Below are 23,239 nucleotides of genomic sequence, written 5' to 3' on the forward strand. Positions count from 1 at the left end.
TGTTAGTGATAATACGTTCAAGAAAGGGAAGGTGAAACAGGTTGAAATTTTTAGATGAAAAGATACTTGCACTTAGAAATGAAATGCGGGAACAAGAAAAGCATGAATTAGCCCAAAAGGAAGCGGCTTTACAAGAAAATGAGCCGGAACCTCAACAGGAGGAACAGCATGAGCTACAAGCAATTGACCTTTACCAGGACTTTGTAGATATTGATGGTGAAGATGTTCCAGTTATCGACCAACGTATATTGAATGGGAAAATTACGTTACGAATGCCCAAGCTATTTTCCATCATGTTACCTGAATTGGCATCTCTCAAATACCCTTCGGAACGTAGGCCGAATATTATTTATACAGATGAATCGACAACGATCAATCTAGCCTTCAACATGACACCACATGTTTTAACAGAAACAGGGGTTGCTGAGTTTCAAGAAAACATGATTGACGTTCTCGAACAAGCCCAGCCATCAGCGGAATGGTTAGACACAGATGTGATAGAAATTAATGACAAAACAATTGGCTTTATCGAAGTGATTACACCTGCTATAGATGGCGATATTTTTAATTTAATGTTCTTTGCTTCTATAGATGGACAAGCGCTCATTGGTACGTTCAATTGTATGGAGGAGGATCTTGAGGATTGGCGTCCTATCGCAAGGGCGATGATGGAAACCTTGCAATTTACTCCTAATGGAATGAATGGAGGGGCACAGTAATGAGTGTATCCGTCACAGCGTATCACAATTTACAGGTCTTACCTTTTGAACTGGTTAGTCTCCAAGAGCTTACACTGACAAAGAAAATGAATGAGCATGCCACATTACACTTTACTGGTATTGTGCCAGAGGAGATAAGAGATAAATACGTTGAAATGACTGAGGCTAACGCAGCCATTGCAGTCAATCAATTGGATCATCAAGGAAATCCCATTCCTTTATTTAAAGGTGTAATTTTAAGCATAAAAGTGAGCGCAGTTCGAGATATTTACTATCTAGAAGTAGAGGCTGCCTCAAACAGCTATCAACTTGATATTAAAACGAAAAGTCGCTCCTATCAGCACAAAGATATGACCTACGCATCCTTGTTCCAACTAATGAGTCCCGCTTACCCTGGCCTCGATATTATTGATGAAGCAACAAAAGGAGGTAAATTAGACAAATTTACGATGCAATACCTTGAAACAGATTGGCAATTTTTAAAAAGACTTGCCTCTCGTTTTAACACGGGGTTAGTACCTGCGGCGACCTTCGATAAACCGAAATTTCATTTCGGTGTTCCTGCTGGTAGTGCGAAAGGTAAGCTTGCAGACTATCACTTTACAACAAGAAAAAAACTAGCAGATTATCTCCTCTATTCAGAGAACGGTAATGAAGGTATGGAAGAAAATGATTTTCTTTACTATGAGGTGGAGACGGACAAAGTTTTCAATATTGGCGATCATGTATCGTTTAATGAGCAAACCCTCTATGTAGCCGAGGCCATTACATCTATGAAGAATGGGCTGTTAAAACATATTTATAGCCTTTCAACAAAAAATGGCATGAACAAAAGCGAAGTCTTTAATCAAGCTATTTCAGGTCTGTCCATTGAGGGTAAAGTGCTTGAGGTCGCTAAGGATCATATCAAGGTCCATCTAACTATCGATGACAAACAAGATAAAGAAAAAGCACATTGGTTCTTGTACTCGACTGGCTATACAGCTGAGGGGCATAGCGGCTGGTATTGTATGCCTGAAATCAATGATTATGTCCATGTATATTTCCCGAGCCATAAAGAAGAAGAGGGGCTTGCAAGTAGCTCGATTCGCAAAAATTTAGATAGTAGTGCAACGAATAAGCTCGATGATCCTTCTACTAAATACTATCGAACGGCCTTTGGTAAAGAAATTAAGATGAGCCCAAGCGAAATTGTCATTACGGCGCAGGATGGCGATATTTTTATCCGCTTAAATGAAGAAAGCGGCATCGAAATTTTTAGCAAGAAGGACATTAAACTTATTTCAGCGGCAGATATTTCTGTCAATGCCAGTAAGAAAATTCTTTTGTCTGCGGAGGAAGAAATTTCATTAAAATGCAAAGAAAGTAAAATAACGATGGATGGCAATGTCCAGATTTTCGGCAAAGAAGTCAAGGCCAATTAACAGCCGTATAGGAGACGTTCTGACCAAAAAGAAAGCAGGAGACGTATATGCAAGCACAGGAAATTTTACAGCATTTTTATGAAACCGAAGTAGAAAAAAGACGATTGAAGTATTTATTGGCATTAGAAGATTTTTTTCAAGCTTCTAAAGATGAGCTTGCAGAAGACTTTCAAAAATCTTTTCAAAACATTTGTCTACAGTTGCAACAACAACAATCCCAGCAACAAAAGGGGCCAATCGGACATATCACTTTTTCCATGCTACGAACAGAGCTTCTAGAGGGGCAGCATCGTTATCTAGTGGAGGGCACGGATGAAGAATGGTTTTTTGACCTCCACCCTATTTTAGCGAGCTATGATGCAAACTGGGCATTTCGTTTTTTAGAGCAATTCATAGCAGAGCTAACTATGTACAGCAAAACATTCATGGGCGCGATTACACTGGCAGAGATAGAGCGCATCAAGTTACAGGAAGCCACTCTTTTTCATCAGTATGTCATTAGCCTTGCAAGGTATGCACTGCCTGACATCATTAGATGCCCACAATACATAGCACTTGAAAGAGCTGAAACTGTAGAAATTCGTATCGGCGAGTATATGGATATAAATGAAGTTGTTTATAGTGATGATTTCTCCAAGAAAGATACGGAAGAAATTAAGGCTTGGCTCGCCCAAAAACTAGAGGACGAATATCCGTATGAGGTCTTTAACAATTTAGATTTATCCGCAGGCAACTATGAAAGCCTCGATGTACGCTATGCATTTTTCAAAAAAACCAATTTATCGCATAGCCACATGCGAGGTAGTCTGCTGATTGGCGCTAACTTATATGCTAGTCAGCTGGTGGCAGCAGATTTGAGCTTTAGCGCCATCCATGAAGCGGATTTCAGCCATAGTCAGCTACAGGGGGCGAATTTCCAACAAGTGCAAGGGGCAGGCGGTCTTGCTAATCGAGAGAAGTGGGAAATGCCCGGCTATCTTCCGGTACGCTTTACGGAAGCCAATCTAGAAGGAGCGAACTTCGAGTTGGCTAATTTACGAGGGGCTTGTTTTATCGGGGCGAAGCTAAAAAATACTGATTTTGCAGGTGCGAATTTAGAGCAGGCTATATTCTCGCAGGAAGCACGGGAGCATCTGAAGCTTGATCCGTTTCAAGCCGCAAATGTCATTTGGAAGTAGATGTTGTAAAAAGGAGCCTATAGAAGATGAACTATTTTATTCTATCCCAGGATGATCGTATCTCGAATGCTGTAGAACCAATTGGTATAGCCCAAGTCATCAAAAAAGAATTATTAACAGTGGAAAGAATGGAGGAATTGGAGGACATTGATCGTCAATTCCCTGTGTTAAATAAGAATGACAATGACTATATCGATTTTATCGCAAAGCCTATTGCTCTATTAGCAGACCCTGTTAAACAATTAGTCGAAAAATACGAACCTCGACTACCGTGCAAACCGGTAATTTTAATGGAACAGGCCAAGTTAAAACAGGTGTTATATTGGCTCATCATTCCACCACAAGTGGCTTGTCTTTCAGCTCAAACAGAGTTCCACCTAGATGGAACTTTGAAAAAATTGGTTATCGATGAGGCGTTGGCTGCTCCGTATACCATCTTTAAAATTGTCGGCATTAAAGAGGATTATCTCATTGTTAACATCGAGCTCGCAGAAAGCATACTGCGACGAGCTTTTCGAGGCATTCGCTTGCTAAAGGTGCAAACTGAGGGAACATGGAACGAGACGTTTAGCGGAACAGATTGCAGTATTTCATAAAACTAGATTTGGAGAGAAGTAATCATGAAAAGCAAATGGATTTCAGTTATGTTCGCAGCATTAGTACTAGCAGGCTGTGGCTCAGATGAAGCTGAAAAAGGTGAGAAAAAAGAACAAGTAGCTGGACAGGAAAGCGCAGCTAAAGAAAAAGTAGATAATAGCAAAGCGAATCTAGCTAAAATTTTTGCAGAAGGGTCATACAAAGCGGATGTTATGGCAATCGGTCTACCTGCAGATTTAAATGAAAAGATGGAAAAAATCACAGAAACTATGCAGGCGTCTCTTGCGCAAAATGAAGAATGGTTTTCAGAAGTATTGGCTGGACTAGCTGAAGGAGAGATTCTTCCCTACCATGAAAAACTAGGCATTACAGAAGAAGAATACAAGTTTTTACTTGAAGTGGAACAGTACTTCAAGCTTGGAAAAGTTGGCGAAAGCGACATTACCATTACAACAGCTGATGAACAGACAACAGTACAAAATCCTACAGCTTCCATTGTTAAAGAGCTGACAATTAGTGCGGATGGCAACACGCTAACAAGCGATCTAGGTGACTTAACATATGTAGAGGAAATCGTAGCTTCTGATACGCAGAAAAATTACAGGCAGATGGAACGGTCACTCCTATCGTATGGGTGGAGAAAATACAAAACAGGTCTTACAAATTTCAATTGGTCAGCTAGAGGATAGTAAGAAAAAAGTTATTTATACAGAGTTGTTTGAGGAAGGACAAGAGAAAAAAGAAGAAATCCTTATGTTCTGATACAAGGCACTATAAATTTTCTAATCAACGTCTAGGCATTCACTCCACACGTTTGAGTTCTGTTTGTTAAGCAAGTAAAGAAACACTTCAAACGGACGCGAATGCACGATTCATATAGAAAGGAAGGTTCTCGATGGCAGACGAAATGCAAACAAAGGGCGACGAGCAGCGCAGTTATGTAGTAGCAGGCGCCAAATTATCATGCTCTCAGGGAGATCAAACAAGTAGTTTACAGATGCCCGTAAGCCACGGCGTTTACGTGAAGAACAAGGCACAGATGAATACGATGGATTTTAAACCGGGTGTCAATATTCAACCCTTTGGTTTATGCCAAACATTATCCAATCCAACGGTCGCAGCAGCTACAGCAGCGAATAACGGTGTCCTGACACCAATGCCCTGCACACCTGTTATCACGATGCCATGGATTAATGGCAAAGCAGATCAGTTGATTGAGAAATCCCCCGCGCTCATCAATCAATCTATCAATATGTGCCTCTATTGCGGGACCATTAAAGTAGAAGATGATGGTCAAGAATAAGCCGTCATCCCCTGCGGAAAGAAGGGAATTCATGTGAAGACGTATGAGGAAGTGATTGGGTACGGAGAACTCGATCTCGTATCCCCCTATGAAGTCCAGACGTTGCATGATATCAGCCTGATACAAACCGTTAATGACCATGCAAGGTTATCCATTACGGGAATCATCCCCGAGGAAAAGAAAGATAGCTGTCTGCAGCTTGCTAGTAGTGCAGATCGTATAGAGCTCTACCAAAAGAACAATGGCCAGCGCGTGCGCCCACTTTTTAAAGGACAAGTAACCGAAGTGGCGGTGCGTATGGTAAGAGGCGTCTATCAAATCGAACTTGAAGCTGTGTCGTCAACATTCACGTTAGATTGTAAACGAAATGCGCGTTCCTTCCAGCACGATAAGCTGACGTATAGTAAAATGCTTGAGCAAGTGCTCGCTGCTCATCCCGGAGCGGACGTCATAGATACGGCGTCAAAGGCTACTCCTATCAAGCAGTTTATATTACAATATAAGGAGACAGACTGGCAGTTCTTACAGCGTATGGCCTCTCATTTTCGCACGGTCCTGGTACCCGCAGTAGATGCCGATACGCCTAAGCTTTGGTTTGGTCTGCCGGAAGGACAACTAGAACAGCTGTCTGCTACTAGCTATACCATCGCTAAGGACCGCTCCATCTATTTACATACGCTACACAATGACATCGAACGACCGATGGAGGAGCGAGATACGGTATCGTATATAATTGAATCGAAAAAGACATTAGCACTCGGTGACCGTGTCCTGATCCAAAACAAGGAGCTAGTCGTGGCAAAGTCCATTGCCCGCATGCAACGAGGTGTGCTTAGTTATGAATACCATTTGCTGTCGGAGGCAGGCATTCGCCAAGGGCGACTCAGCATTCCCTCGCTTCCAGGCACAGCGATTGAAGGGACCGTCTTAGAGGTAAAGAAGGATCAAGTGCGACTGCATCTAGCGATTGATGAGGCGCAAATGAAGGAAGAAGCCACATGGTTTTCACTGGCTGCGCCGTATACAGCCGAGGGGCATAGCGGTTTTTACAGTCCACCGGAAATCGGCGATAGCGTCCATCTGGCCTTCCCGAATCACCGAGAGGAAACAGCGGTTGTCCGCCACAGTGTTCGCAAAGGCGGCGATGCCAACCCTAAAATAGCCGACCCCAAAACGGCTTATTGGGGTACACCAAAAGGCAAAGACATGAAACTCGACCCACAATCTGTGACCTTTACTGCCAAGGAAGGCGCCGTTTTCCTGCAGTTAAACCAGGACAGTGGAATTGAGGTGCATAGTAACCATCCGCTTACACTCAAGGCCAATGACAATATCACCTTTGCGAGTAAAACCATCGCCATTAGCGCCACAGAATCCATGCGCTTAACCTGTGGCTCCAGCAGTATCGTGCTCGATGGCATTACCGATATGCAGGGACAGGTTGTTGAAATGGAGGGCTCCATCAAGGCACCTGTCCCTGCATCAAGTGCATCCGAAGAGGGTAACGGAGACGACCTTGAATCCGCTCTCGACGTCATGGGCATGATTCCCCTCGCAGGGGGTGGTGCGTAATGGCGAAGAAAGGCAAAGGTGGGAAAGGCAAGGGCTTCTTCGGATCGATAGGCAGTTTTCTTGGGAGTATCCCAGCTGTCGGCAAAGTCAAGAACGCCGCCAAGTCTGTAAAAAAGAAAATCAAAAATACGAAAAAGAAACTGAAAAAAGCTATAAAAAAGGCCAAGAAAAAACTAAAGAAAAAGCTCAAGAAAAAGATTGGGAAAGTATTTACAAAAGCCAGGAAGCTTAAAAATAATCTATCTAAAAGTAAAATGGTGAAGAAGTTTAAGCGGGCTGCCAAGAAAGTAGTACTTGCAACGAAAAAGGTTGCAAGTAAAGCGAAAAGTGCAGCAAAAGCGGCTACAAAGGCGGTTAAGCAGACAGCGAAGAAAGTGGCAACAGCAGTTAAGTCGGTTGATATCAAACAAGCAATATCAACCGCTGTTGATTTTATCCCTATTGTTGGCAATGTCAAATCAGCCTACGAAGCAATTGTCGGAAAAGACCCATTCACTGGACAGAAATTAGCGCCATGGGAACGAGCAGTAGCAGCAGCGGGCATCATAGGTGGACCAGTGGTCAAAGGTGCGAAGCACGCAGCAAAAATTGGAGGAGCAGCAGTCAACGGTATTGCTAAGACTGGGAAAAAAGGAGTCCCGACTAAAGTGCCAGCAAAACCGCCAGCAAAGCCGAATCCAACAAGTAGCAAGAAGGCAGCAACTCCATCACCAAAGTCGAATCCAACAAGTAGCAAGAAGGCGGCAACACCACCACCAAAGTCAAATCCAACAAGTGGAAATAAGGCAGCGGCAGCAGCATTACCGAAAAAAACAAATCCAACGGGTGGTACAAAAGTATCGACAACACCGCCGAAAAAACCGAATCCAAAAGATACGGTTCAACCGAAAGTGGCGTATAAAGAACCACCAAAGAGCAATTCTCAGGTAAATAGTCTACCAAAGGCTGTAGGTATGGAAACAACGCCTAAATCCATTGCGAAGATACCGACACCAAAAGCAGCAAGTAAAAGTGAAGCGCAAGTAATTAGTTTTCCGAAGGCAGTAGGCGAATCGGGATCAACACCACGTCCAACTCCAAAGAATAATTCAATGCCGCCTACAAAGAGTGTAGAGACTAAGGGTGACATAACTAAAACATCAGCTCATGAAGAGGTAATGTATGGTGATCATTTCACAAAGAATGGTAGAAAAAAAGTTTTAAAACCAAATGTAGAATACAAATCACCAGATGGTTATACTTATCGTACGGATAGCAATGGACGTATTACCGAATGTGAGGGAACGCTTACACTAGGTACAGCAGATCGAAATCCATACGCGCAGAGGACAGTGGGAGGAAAAGACAGATTACCTGATGACGACGGTGGACACTTAATAGGAGCACAGTTTAAAGGGCCAAAGGATATTGATAACCTAGTTCCACAAAATAGCCAGATTAACCGTTCTGGCGGTGAATGGTTCAATATGGAGACTGAATGGGCAAATGCATTGAAAGAAACACCTCCGAAAAAAGTTACTGTACAAATTGAACCGATCTATTCGGGTAATTCAATGAGACCAGATTCATTCAAAGTCAATTATCAAATAGGCAACAAAAGAGCAGTTTCTAAAAGAATATTAAATCAATCGGGAGGTTAATGAGATGGAAAAGAAGATGAATAATTTATATAGAATAATTGCAGAAACTATAGATCAAATGATACCGGTTAAATGGGAAGATTTCTATTTTAATGGTGAGGTGGAAAATGGAGAAGGAGGGGTTTTCTTTTTCTTTAAGCCTATAAATGAGAACGATTATGTTTATTCTTTAGACATACCAATCAGATACAATATTAATTCGGATGAATATACTCAATTAGAGAATAAAATGTTTAAAGTTACAAATGATCTGAAGAATTTATTTTTAGAAAATGGACAAGAGCCTTGGTTTTCAATAACTATGAAACTTACATCTGAAGGAAAGTTAAATATAGAATATGATTATACAAAATGGAGAGAATCAAACTTTGGTCCTTCAGATAGGTTGGAATATTGGGAAAGTAAGTATCTGAATAATATCCCACAAGATGAAAGTGATAGAATTAAAATTGATAGAATGAAGGAATTTGAAAATAATAATTGAAGGATAATTTCAGGTGGTTTATCCAAAATTTTGTGCGAATTCATATTAATACCTCAACAATATGATTGCACAATATCCCTAGTAACCTGTGAAGCACTTCATAATATAGTGAGTGGTATAAAATTAGAAGTTATTACTATTGAAAATAAAGGATAAATGAGATTTATAATCTAGCTTTTAGTGATAATCCTTCTAAGACTTTCCTAATTAAGAAAGAATGAAATATTCATCCCATACTACCTTTTATGGTTCGTATAGGATGAATATTTTTATTTACACTGAACTACCGATGGAGGAGGGGATACGGTATCGTATATAATTGAATCGAAAAAGACATTAGCACTCGGTGACCGTGTCCTGATCCAAAACAAGGAGCTAGTCGTGGCAAAGTCCATTGCCCGCATGCAACGAGGTGTGCTTAGTTATGAATACCATTTGCTGTCGGAGGCAGGCATTCGCCAAGGGCGACTCAGCATTCCCTCGCTTCCAGGCACAGCGATTGAAGGGACCGTCTTAGAGGTAAAGAAGGATCAAGTGCGACTGCATCTAGCGATTGATGAGGCGCAAATGAAGGAAGAAGCCACATGGTTTTCACTGGCTGCGCCGTATACAGCCGAGGGGCATAGCGGTTTTTACAGTCCACCGGAAATCGGCGATAGCGTCCATCTGGCCTTCCCGAATCACCGAGAGGAAACAGCGGTTGTCCGCCACAGTGTTCGCAAAGGCGGCGATGCCAACCCTAAAATAGCCGACCCCAAAACGGCTTATTGGGGTACACCAAAAGGCAAAGACATGAAACTCGACCCACAATCTGTGACCTTTACTGCCAAGGAAGGCGCCGTTTTCCTGCAGTTAAACCAGGACAGTGGAATTGAGGTGCATAGTAACCATCCGCTTACACTCAAGGCCAATGACAATATCACCTTTGCGAGTAAAACCATCGCCATTAGCGCCACAGAATCCATGCGCTTAACCTGTGGCTCCAGCAGTATCGTGCTCGATGGCATTACCGATATGCAGGGACAGGTTGTTGAAATGGAGGGCTCCATCAAGGCACCTGTCCCTGCATCAAGTGCATCCGAAGAGGGTAACGGAGACGACCTTGAATCCGCTCTCGACGTCATGGGCATGATTCCCCTCGCAGGGGGTGGTGCGTAATGGCGAAGAAAGGCAAAGGTGGGAAAGGCAAGGGCTTCTTCGGATCGATAGGCAGTTTTCTTGGGAGTATCCCAGCTGTCGGCAAAGTCAAGAACGCCGCCAAGTCTGTAAAAAAGAAAATCAAAAATACGAAAAAGAAACTGAAAAAAGCTATAAAAAAGGCCAAGAAAAAACTAAAGAAAAAGCTCAAGAAAAAGATTGGGAAAGTATTTACAAAAGCCAGGAAGCTTAAAAATAATCTATCTAAAAGTAAAATGGTGAAGAAGTTTAAGCGGACTGCCAAGAAAGTAGTACTTGTAGCGAAGCAGGCGGCAAAGAAAACCTATACCCAGGTAAAACAAGCCGTGAAGGAAGTAAAAGCGAAGGTGAAAGAAACAGTAGTACCATTAAAACCTTCGAAAGCCAAGATAGAAAAAGTATCCAAAAAAGTTGGTCATAAAATTGAAGGGGAAGCAGAATTAAATAAATTCTTTGACGAGTACCTTAAAGACCGAAAGACGTTTGGACCAATAGGAAACAAATACTCTGTTAACGATGGCAATCCACTGACAACTTTACAGGACAAGCGTAAAGTTCTGAGTGCTCCTTCTACAGTAAATCCAGATGGTTTAGCTCCATATGCAATGTTTGGTTACAAAATGTTTATCGAAGATTTTGCCACATTAGCGAATCCAAACGCGACACTTCGAGAACAAAATGAAGCAACGCTTTCCTTGCTCAGCCCTTTTGGTAAGGCAGCAAAAGGAAAAAAAGCGATGGAATCCTTAAAAGATATGGGAAAAGGTTTGGAAGCTGCTCAGGATATCACTAAAAACGCAAACAAGGGGAAGGATGCTCAAAAAGCCACTCAGAAAGAAAAAGAGCAACTTGGCGAGTATGCGAAGAGTCTTGATAAGGGTACGGGTAAAGGTACGGGTAAAGGTGATGACTTTGCAAAAGAGCCATTTGTACCTGATGAATATTGGCAAAGGAAAGCACCCGATAATGCAACGCCAGGTTCAAAAATAGAGCATTACAGAGATTATAAGGGAAAAGAAGAAAAATCCACTGTAATTTATGATGACTTCGGTAGTCAACATTATCGGGTAGATCATGCGGACCATAGTATGCCACTAGACCATTCCGTCCCACATTTACATGAACGTAAATTTGACGACCCTGGATACTCTGAAAAGGGTAAGGAATTCAGGTATAATTTTTTTGAGGAGAAAGAGAAATGATAAATGAGTGGTATGAAGGAACAGAGTTAGAAAATAAAATTCCTAATTTCAAATCAACTGATGTTAAATTTATTACTGATTTCCATTATTTTATTGGATACAATTCTTATTATGATCAAGTTTCATTTTTAGAAATTAGCTTTTTATTAGAAGTCGATAGTCGGAAGTTTATTTTGAAAATGAAGTTTAATGATGTTACTACTTTAGATTTATTAGGATTTGGAAATAGTTATAATCAAATAACAGGCTTTAGAATTAATAATTTGAAAGATAAAGGTTTTGAATTACCAAAAAAATATTTAGTAGAAGATTATGAGAATAACATTATTAAGTTTTTCTGTGCAAGCTTTGAAGTGTTGTCAGTAGTAGAAACTTCTTAATTATAAGATACTTATTTACTAGCTGTAATTCATAATGAGAGTTTACACAGGCAGTACTATCATGGTGTTTTATTTTACATCTGGGAGAACTGGGCGAAATGAAATTTTTAAGTTAAGTGAAGTATGATATGGAATAACTACAAACTATCGAGAATGACAAAGCTCTTGGCGATAAACAAGGATATAAATAGTTTTTTAATTGTGTACAGTTAAAGATATCCTTGAATTTGAATTAATAACCCATGAAGGCTAGACCATCAAGGAGTGCTATTTTAACAATTAAGCAATAAGAGCGAGAATAGGCGAGATGACAATTTATTTACAAGGACAACTTATGGGTGGCATAAGCAACAAACACACGAGATTAAACAAGCTAAAGGGTTTAAACGTTACAATTGCCATGTGGTAAAAAAGATGCCATACTGTCAATACTAAACTAACTTATAAACTTGCAAATATTAATAAACTTAGAAAATTTATAAACTTAAAGCACTTGATTGTCTATAACAGCCGACAAGTGTTTTTTTGCATGTTTAAATACGGATTACCTCAATAGAGTATATCGATAGATTATGATCGAAATAATAATAGTTGAAAGGAGTACAGAAATGAGAAAAAATAGAACTAAAGAGGAACTTGAAAAATTGATAGAATCAGTAAGGGGAGATTTTAAGAAACATCATCGTAAAGTAGAGGAAATTACAATAAATACAGTATTAATGCCAAATGAAGTAATAGAAATTGCGAAAAAATATCATCAAGAACTTGAATTGGACGGGACGGTTAATGAGCAAATAGAGAGTTTATTTTTTGATGAAGCCTATGATGACATGGAGTCAGCGTGGAGAGTAAAAGTAGATTTATCTCCGAATCCATTTTTGTTTGAAGATTATACCATAATTGTATCGGACCGAGATAAAGAAGTGATGGGGATGTTAGATGTTAATGGGCAGCCTGTAACAGAAGGTAATGAATTTACTGATGAAGAGATAGCGTATATTATGAGTGAAGAAGACCCAAAAGGATATAACGATTAAAAACGTGCTATTTTGTTAAATTCTAAGGTTATTCTTACTCACCAGTAAAATGGTTGTATGAGCTGTTTGAATTGATGAAAAGCTTTATAACTTATGAAAACTAACTATTGTAATTAAGCCATTATGAATTTGTGGGCTTAAAATATTTGCATGCGGGCAATGGACTTTGACAAAATGCAAAAATAAACAACTCACATTCCCTCCCTTCCAGGCACAGAGATTGAAGGGACCATATTAGAGGTAAAGAAGAATCAAGTGTGACTCACCTAGCGATTGATGAGGCGCAAAAGAAGGAAGAAGCCACGTGGTTTTCACTGGCTACGCCGTATACAGCCGAGGGACATAGCGGTTTTTACAGCCCACCGGAAAACCATTCGCTTACACTAAAGGCCAATGACACAGGAGAGATTTCGAATTTCCTCCCCGTTCTGGATTAAAAGTTAAAGGAGCATTTGTTATGAGTGAGGAAGTTTTTATTATTGAAGAATTTTCAGAAAAAGTTGAATTGATGCGTCTATATTACAAAGTAATAGGGGATGGGAAATTTATGCAAGCGATAGATAAATTCAAAAACAAGCAAGGTTTTGGAATTGATCCGGTAAGCTGTATTTTTGCAAATGAATATCAGCCTGGAGAAGAGGGGTATTTTGGTGAAACTGGCGTTAACTTCAGTTTACCCTCCTATGGTTGAAATTGAGGAAAATGCTATTGTAGATGAAAGTGTATTTTTTCAATATTAAAAGAGGCGGGGAAAGGCTATTCAACGAGACGAACTCAGGATCAAATGATAGTTGAAGTTTCCTTGAAAGAACTAAAAGAAATTTTAAATTTATCGTAATTTAAGGTGGAAAATGAAGTTCAAAATTAGTTTTAAAATATTTGAAAATGAGAATGTGGAGGAAATGGAGCTAAACGGGGCAGGTGGGTATTTTAGCATAGCACTTGAGCTTTTGCTTTCAAGACGTGACATGAGTAATTATGCATTTTTAGGCATTAAATTTACGCCTAAAAATATAAAAAGTCTTAATATTAGAGTAAATATCAGTTTGGATGAAGATGAAATTCTATCTGATAATATTGCAATGAAGTCAGATACTGTATTTTTAGGAATACCAAACGAATATGCAGAAGCGATTATCGATACTACAAATAAAGTTGTCAGAGAACATTCCTTATTTTCATGTGGAGATTTAGAGTTTTTTATGGGAGCACATGGAGAAATTGGATCAAGTAAATTTTCATTTTCTAAGGTGACAGAAATATTATTAAAATTATTTGTTATTGAGCCTGAAAATAAAAGTAATAATCAAATAGAAAATTTAGTTAAGAGTGGTCTGTAGTTTAAAATATGCACCAAATCAAGATCCTGTTAAGGATACCGTGCTTTGGATATCGGTATTTGTGAAAGAGATTGATAATCAAGACTTTGAAAGTGGAAACTGGTAATGGATTAAGTTTATGCTATACAGATATTGTGACATGAGTATTTTACTACGATTTTAATACCATAATAATTCAGCCCAAGTGAGATGTGAATCGTTACTTGGGCATTTTTTATTAATGCTAGTACTATACATATGTGAATCAACTGTTGCTAGTAGGCTAGGCTACATGTGAAATGTGTCGTAGCAATTAAAAAAGAACTATTTATTAATTGGTTTAGTATTTGCAAGGAAGAATCAAAGACCACGAGTGATAAAGGGGGAGCGATCTCTATTCGTTGAATCTATTAAAAAAAGACACCTATTTTACGTAAATCTTTGATGAACGAGTGCAGGTTATCCAAATAAGGATGCTGGATTCAACAATTAAGAATCAAAGCCCAATGCATTAGCGAAAAATGACGTTGTGAACAAAAAACACACCTAATCTAAAAAAAATAGCATTTAATAGAAAATAATGTTGAAAAATTGTGAATTGATAGTATAATTAATTTATAGTTACATTTATGGTTATTAATTACTTTTTGTTAATTGAAAAGTAGGCTATTCACTGTGCGATAGCTATTAAGATTCTACTAGTTATAATTTTGTGAATGTGACTATGCGCTAGAAAAAAACTAATGAAATGAGGAGATTTTATGATTAACATGATTCAATTTTTAGAGCAAAATCCGACATTGGTTACACTGTTAAAAGAAAAAAAGGCTTCTCTAGTTGGCGTAACAGAACTTGAACAAAAGGCTATTTTAGAATCTTATGATGAAGAGTTTTGCCTGAATAATCGAATTTGGCAATAAAGTTAAAAAAATGTGAATGGTTTTGGCCTGCTATAAGTGTATATCTAGTATTAGGGTTTTATTTGCTCTATATCTCTTATAGCGCGCCTTTTTTAAGTATTGAATTGAAGGAAAAAAATGAGCAATGGCTCATCACAGCGCCTTATTATAAAGAGTGGGCATTTAAACAACAAATAGAAGCTGGAGATAGAGTTTTAAACGTAGATGGTATCCAAATTGAAGATATTCCTAGTATCAAGTACGATTCAGTCATTCGAGCAGCTAATGAGTTAACAATATTAAAGCCGGATGGAAAACGTATGGATATTCAAATAAATCATGAAGATATTCCGCAACAATTTTACTCAGTGCTGATAGTCCCGGCTAGTTATTTTTTTCTAACTTTAATTATCTCGTTTTATTTGTATTACAAACAGAGAAATAACACACTATTAAGTTTACTCATTCTGTTTATATTAACTGTATCCTTAGCGTATGTTAGTATCGGCGCATCTAGTAAATTAAATAGCATAGGAATTATTGTGAATAGCGGTAGTATGCTTTTGTGTTTAGTAATTTTAATACACTTTTTAAGAAATTATTTTCTCTTTTTAGAATTACATTGGCAGCTTTTTAATAACATAAAGTTATTTTATACAATACCTTTAGCCGCTGTATTTCTAAGTATTTTCAGTATTATCTTTCCATTCAAAAAATTTGTGTTCTCTAATGCTGTCTTATGGTTATTTTTTCTATTACTTATTATGATTCTAAGTACTTTAATGATTTGTTATCTCAAGTACAAAACACAACAATTAAAATTACTATTAATTAGTATTATTATCCCGTTTCTGCCGTTCCTTTTTCTATATGCTTTACCCGAAATCTTATTTCATAGATATTTTCTTTCTGCAGATATCTGCTCTATATTTCTTATGTTAATCCCTTTTAGCTTTATTTTTACTCAGTTAACAGAACGCATATTTGATATGGAATACTTTATTACGCGTTTACGCTATTACGTTAGTTTTTCATTTGCCTTTACGCTTTGGTTATTATTAGGGCTATATTGGTTTGCTGACTTATCCATATCAAAAATGGCAGAAATATTCTTCTTTACTTTTTTTTCTCTAACAGTTCTTTTTTATGCTAAGGAAAAAATCGATTATCGAATGCGGAAAGTTTTATTTTCCACAAAAGGAGATTACATTCATCGATTGTATAAGACTGTCGATCGAATAGGCCGTGTCATTAAAATTGAGGATTTACTTCAAAAATTTGTACAGGAAGCCTCTTTACATCTTGAGATTGATTGTGTGTATGCTATAACCTATGATTACAAAAACCACCAATTTACTGCTGCCAATAAATCACCAGCATATCTACACCATCATTTTAATGAAGGCATAATTGAGCGGTTACAGCTCGGGGATATAAAGAGGTTTGACAAATATTATCTTGCCTTCATCCATCAAGATTTGGATTATAAAAGAATATTAGTAATAGATCATAATAATTCAATCCATTTAAAAGATGAGGAACTATTGTGGCTAGAATTGCTACTTTTATATTTAAATAATTTTATTGAAAATACGAAAATGGTTGAAGAATTGTTAGAACAGTTAAAGCATGTGAAAGAGGCTGATAAAAATCAACTACCTTGGCTAAACAAGTTGCTATGGTTTAGATTTGAAGAAGAGAAATATCAGTTGGCGCAAGAGCTTCATGATACTAATTTACAAGAGCAGCTTCATATTGCTCGTGAAGTCAATGCACTTATTCATGACAAGAATACGATGGAGATTCAGTCGAAGCTTGCCAAAATTCATGATCACATGATAGCCTCGTTGCAGGATTTACGACTATATTGTGAGAATTTAAAGCCCCCACTATTGGATACTTTAGGGTTAAATGCTGCACTCGAAAAACTAATTCAGAAGATTCATAAGAGAGCTGACTTTGTGTTAATTTACACGGTGGATCGACTTTATTTAGAAGATGAACGTTTAAACCTTATGATTTATCGACTTTTTCAGGAATTACTAAACAATGCATTAAAGCATTCCTATGCAAACTCAGTCGAAATTCATCTGCAAGAAATGGCCAACGGTTTTGAAATTATTTACTCAGATGATGGAGTAGGTTGTGATATGGAAGCTTTTAGACAATCTGATTCTATGGGGATAAAGGGCATGCAAGAACGTGTACAAGCCTTTAATGGACAGTTTTATATCGAGTCAGCTATAGACGAAGGAATGTCTATTCGAATCACTGTAAATGAAGGAAGTGACATACTTGATCATACTGTCCACAGAAGATGGTCGTCTCACTTTATTAAAGGGTACTAAAAGTTATTGCAAAAAGGATAGTAAAGAAAAACTACAATGCACAATACCTTCTAATTAATTTCCGTACTGAGGCGATTTGTTCAGTATAAAAATTGAGTAGGAGGTTTTTTTAGTGGAAGTTTTTCGAATGAATACTTATAAAATATTGAAACGCCTTATTGAATTTGTATACGCATGGATACATATAGCACTATATAAAATTGGAGGATACAGGTTTTATTATGCCAGTAAATAAAGTAGGGGAGTTTTAATGATATTACTATCAAATGGGGAGGTAATTTGGTTGTCTCTCGTGTGGAATCTAGATACCTGAGCGATTTTTGGTTAGACCCGAGCGGAAAGCATGTGTACCCGAGCGTTACTTGGCTCGGCCAGAGCGGAAAGCGTGTGTACCTGAGCGATTCTGGTCTCGGCCCAAGCGAAAAGCCGTGAGTACCCGAGTGTTTATGGTCTCGTCCCGAGCGGAAAGCGTGTGTACCCGATCGATTCCTCTCTTGACTCAAACAAAACTTCGACAGACGGAAGCAATATAACTGCGCTTACCCCAAGATGGCCCCATTATTTAGTTGTGTAAAAAACTATAGTGTTAAAAAAGAGGCGTCTCAAAGTTTGAGATGCCTCTTTTCTGCTGATATTCCATACTGCATTGAATCTTATTTTATATACGCCGACCTTGGACACGCAGATATTTTTCAACGTCATTGTAGAGCCCCGTTTGATTTGCGTATTTAACGTAGTTTTTTGCTGTACGCAGCCATTCTAACGTAGATGGTTGTAAATCTTTTAATACATGTAGTAAATCATTTGTTGTAATTGGTCGTTCATCACCAGTTGTTAAAATTTCAGCAAGTACATTTTCAGTAGCTAATTCAATGACATTTTCGATATCTGCACCAGAGAAAAATTCAGTTTGCGCAGCAAGTGTTGTTACATCTATATCTTCAGCATATCGTCCTTTTAACTTCAATTGAAAAATTAGTTGTCTTGCTGTTTCATCTGGTGGGGCGACAAAAATGAGTCGATCGAATCGACCTGGACGGTTTATATGAAACGCTCCGGGAATTTTGTCGACAGTCTGAGGGCTAGTCAATCATTTTGATGGCTAGATTTTTTTGCCAAATAGATTGAGGAAAATACTGACAGTCTATTATTAAAAAAATCTTATGATGGCTGTGTAATATTTGATATGAAACCGATGAAAAAATCAAATTATTATTTATTGGATAATAAAATTTGGTAGAAAATACACTTTATTAGAAAAATGCTATAAAACAAAGGAAATTATTTAAATGTTACCGATATAACTCTATAGAAGGAAAGAGGAGGACTGAGTATATTGAATAAAAAATTACTTTTCACAGTAGCAGCCATTCCGGCAGCCTTTATTGTTCCTACTGTAGCAGGGGCAGAGGAAGTATCCGCGGTTTTAGTCACAGGCACGAATACAGTCAATGAGACGTTAAAGGCGTCCATTGAAAAATTACCAGCAAACACAATTATCAATAAGTATCAGTGGTACTATGTAGAGAGCGAAAGTGGGTCAAGCACTACTACGAATAAACCGATTTCTGGTGCAACAATGGCATCTTTCACAATCCCAGCTGAAGCAGCAGGAAAAACCATTTTTGTAGAAGCGATTTCGACGACGGGCACTACGTTCAAAAGTGAATCACGTACCATTAATACTTTGGAACTTGAGATTACACAGCCAACATTCGATACGACTTCAAACTTTGTAGCACCAAATGAAACGATAAGGGTCACAGGAGCCAAAGTAACAGATAAAGGCGGGGCAAAGTTACAAAGCAGTCAAATTACATATAGCTATCAATGGTTTTATAAAGTTGGTGAATCTTTCACTATTATTAACGGGGCAACAGGTGGTACATATAAAATTCCTGCGGATGCTTTAGAAAAAGGAATGAAGGATTTTATCGTCAAGGTGCAAGCGAAGGTTGGTCCTGCAGTTGTTGAGTCGGATGTATCGGCTCCGTTGACTGTATCTAAAGAACCTTCTGATACATTAATTAACGATATTAAAACTATACGTATAAGCGATAGTAAATATAATGTAACAACCTTCGAATCGTTTAAAGCAGAAGTAGATTTATTAGAAAAGAAATACCAAGAGCTATCTGCCGCGGCAAAGGCGAATGTAACCAACTATGATGTACTGAAGCGAGCACTTGCTGACATAGAGGCAATTAGCAAACTAAATGAAAAAGTGAATAAAGTAAAAGAAGTAAGTGAAAAAGACTTGCCAAAATATATAGCGGAAATTGAAGATACCTACAATAAGTTTGACTTATTGCTACGAAGCTTAGATTTAGGTGATGTTTTATATACGAATATCAAGGACATTTTGAAAGAGCCAGCAGATATAGCAGAAATTGCGGAAGTTAGAAGATTGAATCAAGCAATTGTTGCATTATTATCCTATGAGAATGCTCTTGTGAAGTATGTACCTACAAGTATGGAGTCTCTTAAAACAGCAGTTGGGGCGATTGAAACGGATATTGCGAAGTTATCAAAAAACTACCAAGTAACAGTACAAAATCAAACGATCTTAAACGAAGCGAAGCAGGACATTAAAAAGATTGAACAATTTATTAAACTTTTTGATAAATTATCAGTAAATAATACACCAAGCAAGCAAGTAACAACTGCAAAATCCATTCGTACTGCTTATGAAAAGCTAACGTATAAACAGCTTCAATTAGTGCCTGCTACTTATGTCACGCAATTATTAGAGGCGGAAAATGCAGAAGAGAATCAAATTTATTATTTAAATGCTGAGATAAATCGCTATCTTGGAGAGGAAAGCTATCCTATAAATCCATCAGCGGAAACATGGCAGGATCATGTGAAAGTTGTCAACAAAATAATTGCTGATTATAAAACTTTAACGAAAAATTCAGCTGCTAAAATTATCGGATATCAAAGTATTTTAACGCTCCAAAAAGATTTAAAAGCAGCAGAAAAAATCATTAAAGATATGGTCGCGTATAACAATCTTAAACTGACAAGCGGTGTAGCTGCAAGTAAATTACAATCAACTTATAGTAGTACTTTAAAAGCTTATAATAAGCTGACAAGCTTGCAACAATCGCTTGTTTATAATGCAGATGAATTTTTGCGTAACTCACCGGATGTAACGGTTGATGGCAATGGCAAAGAGCCAGCAGATAAAGCTGCAGCAGAGGCGCTAAAAGTTGATATTGCAAAGTTTGCTGATATCACAAAGTACTCGTTTACACAATTAGAAACTGCTGTAAACGCAGCGACAGCGACGTATAAAAGTCTTTCCTCTTCAGCACGTAAGTATGTGACGAACTACCATTTATTAACGGCAGCTAGTAAAGATATTTCAGGGGTAAAATCCTTCCATAAAAAGGTGCAAACTGCTAGGGAAGAAATGGATGTTGCGAAGCAAGCTAAGAAAATCGAAACTGTGGAAAAGGCCTATGCAAAATTACCAGCAAACCAGCAACATTTAGCAAAACCACAGTATGAGGATTTACTTAACAATCGTTTAGTAGATGAAAATGCACCAAATCTATCAACATTAAACGGAAAAATTGGTGCCTTAGTTTCGGACGATTTATATACGGTATCTCTCCAAGAAATTCAAAATCTTTCAGCTCAATATAATAAGTTGAGTGCTAGTGATAAGAAACTCATCACCAATGCTTCGATTTTAACAGCAGCTGTAGCGGATGTGAAAAAAGTAGAGACTTTCATGAAGCAGTATGATAAGTCATTTGCTAGTAATCCATCTACGGTTATTAAAGCCTTCACTAAACTAACGGCAAAGCAAATGAATTTGGTGAGTCAGGATACGCGTCAAAAGATTATTGAAGCTGATAAGAACCAACAAAAAGCAAATGAAACGGCTCTAGGCTTAATAGAAGCTATTAATTTGCTTGTTCAAAATGGTGATTATGTAGCTGATTTACAAACGAAGGTTACGAGCATTCGAGCAGATTATGATAAACTTAGTTCTTCAGAAAAAAGTATTGTGAAAAATTATTCAAAGCTCACACAGGCAGAGAGTGATTTGAAAAAAGTAGCCGAAGTTCATGCATTGCATGAAGCAATCCCTGCTGAAAATGGGGAAACGGCTCGTAAAGCTTGGCAAACTGCGTATGGGAAGCTCTCAAAAAAATTAGAGATTCTATACAATAATCTATACCCAAATGATTTGTAGGTGCCTTTGTAGGTGCCTGGCACTCACACAATTTTCACACAATTCACTCCCCATCTAAGGGGAGTATTTTTTTGGCTGTCATTGATTAATGACAGAAACATCTGTAAAGATTGAATTTGAAGGGGTATCCTCAAATCTTATTTCAAATAAAACACTTTATGATATTATGTATAAGCAGATGCTTGAAATAGGGATGCCTACGTACACAACTGAAGCAAAAAACATGCTGAAGCTATTTATAAAGACGTTTTCTCCCGAGGTTCAGGCGACAGCATTAGCAGGGTTAAGTAAAAAAGATGCAACACAGCTAAAAGATAAAGTGATTGCTGATAGTATCCCCGATATACTACCAGAATTTATAATGGGTGGCTCTACTGATGTACAGATGTAAGTTGGAATGTTCCAACTGTGCAATGTCCCACAACTTGTATAGCATTGGGTACACCGCTCCATACATGGCGTTGTGTCGCAAGGAGTGATGCCAATTGCTCATAAAGGCATGTTGCAGGCGGCAAAAGCAATGGCTTGTACAGCCATTACATCGATGGACAATCCTGCGTTTATTGAAGAGGCGAAGAAAGAATGGCAAGAGCATCTTGAGGGGAGAAGTATGTTTCATTCATTCCTCAGGATGCTACTCCTCCAAAGCTTTAACAAGGGATTGCTAATTTTTGAATAGAGCCTTCATAGGGTTATTCTATGAAGGCTCTGCTTTTCTTGAAAGGAGAACATAAAGATGTTAGATAACCATACAAAAATAGCACAATGGGTGGAACAGTTTCGCCCTTATGCAAAAGAAGGCAATTGCGCTAGCTATATACCAGCACTGGCCGAAAAAAATCCCAATCAACTAGCGATAGCTGTCATCGGACCAGATGGTAGTGAAATGAGGGCAGGAGATACGACTGAAAGATTTACACTCCAAAGTGTATCTAAAATTGTGACGTTTATTTTAGCTTGTATGGATAAAGGATTGCCATATGTATTAGAGCGTGTTGACGTAGAACCTACTGGTGACACGTTTAATTCTATCGTACGTTTAGAAAGTCATCAGCCAGGAAAGCCTTTTAACCCAATGATTAATGCAGGGGCTATTACAGTTTCTTCGATGCTTTCAGGAGATTCACCACAGGAAAAAATTGATAATTTACTGCGTTTTCTAGAAAAAATGATAGGGAAAAAAGTAAGTGTTAATGAAGAGGTTTTTCAATCGGAATGGCACACGGCTAATCGGAACCGGGCGCTAGCGTACTATTTGATGGCATCTGGTTATTTAGATTGCCCAGTAGAGGAAGCATTAGAGGTTTATTTAAAACAATGTGCCATTGAAATAGACGTTTCGGATATGGCTATGATCGGCTTGATAATTGCCAATGATGGTTATCATCCTCTTTTAAAAACACAACTATTTCCAAAGCAAGTAGCTAAATTAACGAAAGCATTAATGGTGACATGTGGTATGTATAATGCGTCTGGCAAATTTGCAGCGTTTATTGGATTGCCTGCCAAAAGTGGTGTGTCGGGAGCGATTTTAGCTGCTGTGCCTAGCCATGCAGGCTTAGAATCACCATTTCCGACTGGGTGTGGTATCGGCATTTATGGACCTGCCATCGATACAATCGGCAACAGTGTTGCAGGTGTTCATTTACTAAAGCATATCGCTACAGAGTGGAACATGAATATTTTCTAGTGACTATAGAAGTTTCGTGAGTTGGCCCACTTGCCTGAGTGAATGGAAGCGCTCATGTCACAGC

General features: G+C 38.3%; 21 protein-coding genes and 1 pseudogene. 21 read left to right on the top strand and 1 reads right to left on the bottom strand.

Annotation, left to right across the window (positions count from 1 at the left end; all coding sequences use genetic code 11):
• Nucleotides 1–41: 41 nt before the first annotated feature.
• The 17 genes from C9J35_RS11510 (at nt 42) to C9J35_RS11590 (ending at nt 17,278) form a co-directional block, all read left to right on the top strand.
• A complete protein-coding gene (locus C9J35_RS11510; protein WP_235616281.1) occupies nt 42–719 on the top strand; it encodes a hypothetical protein in 678 nt (225 codons plus the stop codon).
• Nucleotides 719–2,143, top strand: coding sequence for a hypothetical protein (locus C9J35_RS11515; protein ID WP_107924613.1), 1,425 nt, complete (start codon nt 719–721; stop codon nt 2,141–2,143). The genes C9J35_RS11510 and C9J35_RS11515 overlap by 1 nt, the downstream gene beginning before the upstream one ends.
• Nucleotides 2,144–2,190: 47 nt before the next feature.
• On the top strand, nt 2,191–3,321 hold the full coding sequence (locus C9J35_RS11520; protein WP_107924614.1) for a pentapeptide repeat-containing protein: 1,131 nt from the start codon (nt 2,191–2,193) through the stop codon (nt 3,319–3,321).
• A gap of 26 nt (nt 3,322–3,347) precedes the next feature.
• Nucleotides 3,348–3,917 (top strand): serine protease, encoded by a 570-nt coding sequence (locus tag C9J35_RS11525; RefSeq protein ID WP_107924615.1) that lies wholly within the window; start codon nt 3,348–3,350, stop codon nt 3,915–3,917.
• 24 nt (nt 3,918–3,941) lie between these two features.
• Nucleotides 3,942–4,607 (top strand): hypothetical protein, encoded by a 666-nt coding sequence (locus C9J35_RS11530; protein WP_107924616.1) that lies wholly within the window; start codon nt 3,942–3,944, stop codon nt 4,605–4,607.
• A gap of 206 nt (nt 4,608–4,813) precedes the next feature.
• Nucleotides 4,814–5,221 (top strand): DUF4280 domain-containing protein, encoded by a 408-nt coding sequence (locus C9J35_RS11535; RefSeq protein ID WP_010859790.1) that lies wholly within the window; start codon nt 4,814–4,816, stop codon nt 5,219–5,221.
• 33 nt (nt 5,222–5,254) lie between these two features.
• Nucleotides 5,255–6,793 carry a contractile injection system protein, VgrG/Pvc8 family gene (locus tag C9J35_RS11540; RefSeq protein ID WP_107924617.1) on the top strand — a complete coding sequence of 513 codons (1,539 nt, stop codon included), beginning with the start codon at nt 5,255–5,257 and terminating at the stop codon, nt 6,791–6,793.
• Nucleotides 6,793–8,433 carry a DNA/RNA non-specific endonuclease gene (locus tag C9J35_RS11545; RefSeq protein WP_107924618.1) on the top strand — a complete coding sequence of 547 codons (1,641 nt, stop codon included), beginning with the start codon at nt 6,793–6,795 and terminating at the stop codon, nt 8,431–8,433. Before C9J35_RS11540 ends, C9J35_RS11545 begins: the two co-directional genes overlap by 1 nt.
• 4 nt (nt 8,434–8,437) lie before the next feature.
• Nucleotides 8,438–8,917: an immunity protein YezG family protein gene (locus tag C9J35_RS11550; RefSeq protein WP_054770088.1), complete on the top strand. Its 480-nt coding sequence runs from the start codon at nt 8,438–8,440 to the stop codon at nt 8,915–8,917.
• A 381-nt stretch (nt 8,918–9,298) separates the two neighbouring features.
• Nucleotides 9,299–10,075, top strand: coding sequence for a phage baseplate assembly protein V (locus tag C9J35_RS11555; RefSeq protein ID WP_235616282.1), 777 nt, complete (start codon nt 9,299–9,301; stop codon nt 10,073–10,075).
• Nucleotides 10,075–11,295, top strand: a complete 1,221-nt coding sequence (locus C9J35_RS11560; protein ID WP_107924619.1) for a hypothetical protein — start codon at nt 10,075–10,077, stop codon at nt 11,293–11,295. Before C9J35_RS11555 ends, C9J35_RS11560 begins: the two co-directional genes overlap by 1 nt.
• Nucleotides 11,292–11,675: a hypothetical protein gene (locus C9J35_RS11565; RefSeq protein WP_107924620.1), complete on the top strand. Its 384-nt coding sequence runs from the start codon at nt 11,292–11,294 to the stop codon at nt 11,673–11,675. The genes C9J35_RS11560 and C9J35_RS11565 overlap by 4 nt, the downstream gene beginning before the upstream one ends.
• A 608-nt stretch (nt 11,676–12,283) precedes the next feature.
• The gene (locus tag C9J35_RS11570; protein WP_107924621.1) at nt 12,284–12,712 is read left to right on the top strand and encodes a hypothetical protein; all 429 of its coding nucleotides are present in this window, start codon (nt 12,284–12,286) and stop codon (nt 12,710–12,712) included.
• 457 nt (nt 12,713–13,169) lie between these two features.
• A complete protein-coding gene (cdiI, locus tag C9J35_RS11575) occupies nt 13,170–13,403 on the top strand; it encodes a ribonuclease toxin immunity protein CdiI (RefSeq protein ID WP_107924622.1) in 234 nt (77 codons plus the stop codon).
• Nucleotides 13,404–13,563: 160 nt separating this feature from the next.
• Nucleotides 13,564–14,052, top strand: a complete 489-nt coding sequence (locus tag C9J35_RS11580) for a hypothetical protein (protein WP_107924623.1) — start codon at nt 13,564–13,566, stop codon at nt 14,050–14,052.
• 740 nt (nt 14,053–14,792) lie between these two features.
• Nucleotides 14,793–14,951 (top strand): competence pheromone ComX, encoded by a 159-nt coding sequence (comX, locus tag C9J35_RS11585; RefSeq protein WP_107924624.1) that lies wholly within the window; start codon nt 14,793–14,795, stop codon nt 14,949–14,951.
• Between the two features lie 104 nt (nt 14,952–15,055).
• A complete protein-coding gene (locus tag C9J35_RS11590; RefSeq protein ID WP_235616283.1) occupies nt 15,056–17,278 on the top strand; it encodes a sensor histidine kinase in 2,223 nt (740 codons plus the stop codon).
• Between the two features lie 658 nt (nt 17,279–17,936).
• Here C9J35_RS11590 and C9J35_RS11595 read toward each other — a convergent pair.
• A pseudogene (locus C9J35_RS11595) lies at nt 17,937–18,323 on the bottom strand (ATP-binding protein); the annotation flags it as partial.
• Nucleotides 18,324–18,614: 291 nt separating this feature from the next.
• On the opposite strand from C9J35_RS11595, the gene C9J35_RS11600 reads away from it, so the two are divergent.
• The 4 genes from C9J35_RS11600 (at nt 18,615) to C9J35_RS11610 (ending at nt 23,175) form a co-directional block, all read left to right on the top strand.
• Entirely contained in the window at nt 18,615–21,485 is a 2,871-nt protein-coding gene (locus C9J35_RS11600; protein WP_107924625.1) for a hypothetical protein, read from the top strand.
• 88 nt (nt 21,486–21,573) lie between these two features.
• Nucleotides 21,574–21,876, top strand: a complete 303-nt coding sequence (locus C9J35_RS23925) for a zinc-binding metallopeptidase family protein (protein ID WP_201262060.1) — start codon at nt 21,574–21,576, stop codon at nt 21,874–21,876.
• An 87-nt stretch (nt 21,877–21,963) separates the two neighbouring features.
• Nucleotides 21,964–22,164 carry a hypothetical protein gene (locus C9J35_RS23930; protein ID WP_201262061.1) on the top strand — a complete coding sequence of 67 codons (201 nt, stop codon included), beginning with the start codon at nt 21,964–21,966 and terminating at the stop codon, nt 22,162–22,164.
• Nucleotides 22,165–22,221: 57 nt separating this feature from the next.
• A complete protein-coding gene (locus tag C9J35_RS11610; protein ID WP_107924626.1) occupies nt 22,222–23,175 on the top strand; it encodes a glutaminase in 954 nt (317 codons plus the stop codon).
• Nucleotides 23,176–23,239 lie beyond the last annotated feature (64 nt).

Source organism: Lysinibacillus parviboronicapiens (assembly GCF_003049575.1).
GTDB lineage: Bacteria > Bacillota > Bacilli > Bacillales_A > Planococcaceae > Lysinibacillus > Lysinibacillus parviboronicapiens.

Excerpts from the sequence above, each read along its gene's own strand:
- C9J35_RS11515 (WP_107924613.1), top strand. The coding sequence starts at position 719 with ATGAGTGTATCCGTCACAGCGTATCACAATTTACAGGTCTTACCTTTT.
- C9J35_RS11520 (WP_107924614.1), top strand. The coding sequence starts at position 2,191 with ATGCAAGCACAGGAAATTTTACAGCATTTTTATGAAACCGAAGTAGAA.
- C9J35_RS11525 (WP_107924615.1), top strand. The coding sequence starts at position 3,348 with ATGAACTATTTTATTCTATCCCAGGATGATCGTATCTCGAATGCTGTA.
- C9J35_RS11530 (WP_107924616.1), top strand. The coding sequence starts at position 3,942 with ATGAAAAGCAAATGGATTTCAGTTATGTTCGCAGCATTAGTACTAGCA.
- C9J35_RS11535 (WP_010859790.1), top strand. The coding sequence starts at position 4,814 with ATGGCAGACGAAATGCAAACAAAGGGCGACGAGCAGCGCAGTTATGTA.
- C9J35_RS11545 (WP_107924618.1), top strand. The coding sequence starts at position 6,793 with ATGGCGAAGAAAGGCAAAGGTGGGAAAGGCAAGGGCTTCTTCGGATCG.
- C9J35_RS11550 (WP_054770088.1), top strand. The coding sequence starts at position 8,438 with ATGGAAAAGAAGATGAATAATTTATATAGAATAATTGCAGAAACTATA.
- C9J35_RS11560 (WP_107924619.1), top strand. The coding sequence starts at position 10,075 with ATGGCGAAGAAAGGCAAAGGTGGGAAAGGCAAGGGCTTCTTCGGATCG.
- C9J35_RS11565 (WP_107924620.1), top strand. The coding sequence starts at position 11,292 with ATGATAAATGAGTGGTATGAAGGAACAGAGTTAGAAAATAAAATTCCT.
- C9J35_RS11570 (WP_107924621.1), top strand. The coding sequence starts at position 12,284 with ATGAGAAAAAATAGAACTAAAGAGGAACTTGAAAAATTGATAGAATCA.
- cdiI (WP_107924622.1), top strand. The coding sequence starts at position 13,170 with ATGAGTGAGGAAGTTTTTATTATTGAAGAATTTTCAGAAAAAGTTGAA.
- C9J35_RS11580 (WP_107924623.1), top strand. The coding sequence starts at position 13,564 with ATGAAGTTCAAAATTAGTTTTAAAATATTTGAAAATGAGAATGTGGAG.
- comX (WP_107924624.1), top strand. The coding sequence starts at position 14,793 with ATGATTAACATGATTCAATTTTTAGAGCAAAATCCGACATTGGTTACA.
- C9J35_RS23925 (WP_201262060.1), top strand. The coding sequence starts at position 21,574 with ATGACAGAAACATCTGTAAAGATTGAATTTGAAGGGGTATCCTCAAAT.
- C9J35_RS23930 (WP_201262061.1), top strand. The coding sequence starts at position 21,964 with ATGCCAATTGCTCATAAAGGCATGTTGCAGGCGGCAAAAGCAATGGCT.
- C9J35_RS11610 (WP_107924626.1), top strand. The coding sequence starts at position 22,222 with ATGTTAGATAACCATACAAAAATAGCACAATGGGTGGAACAGTTTCGC.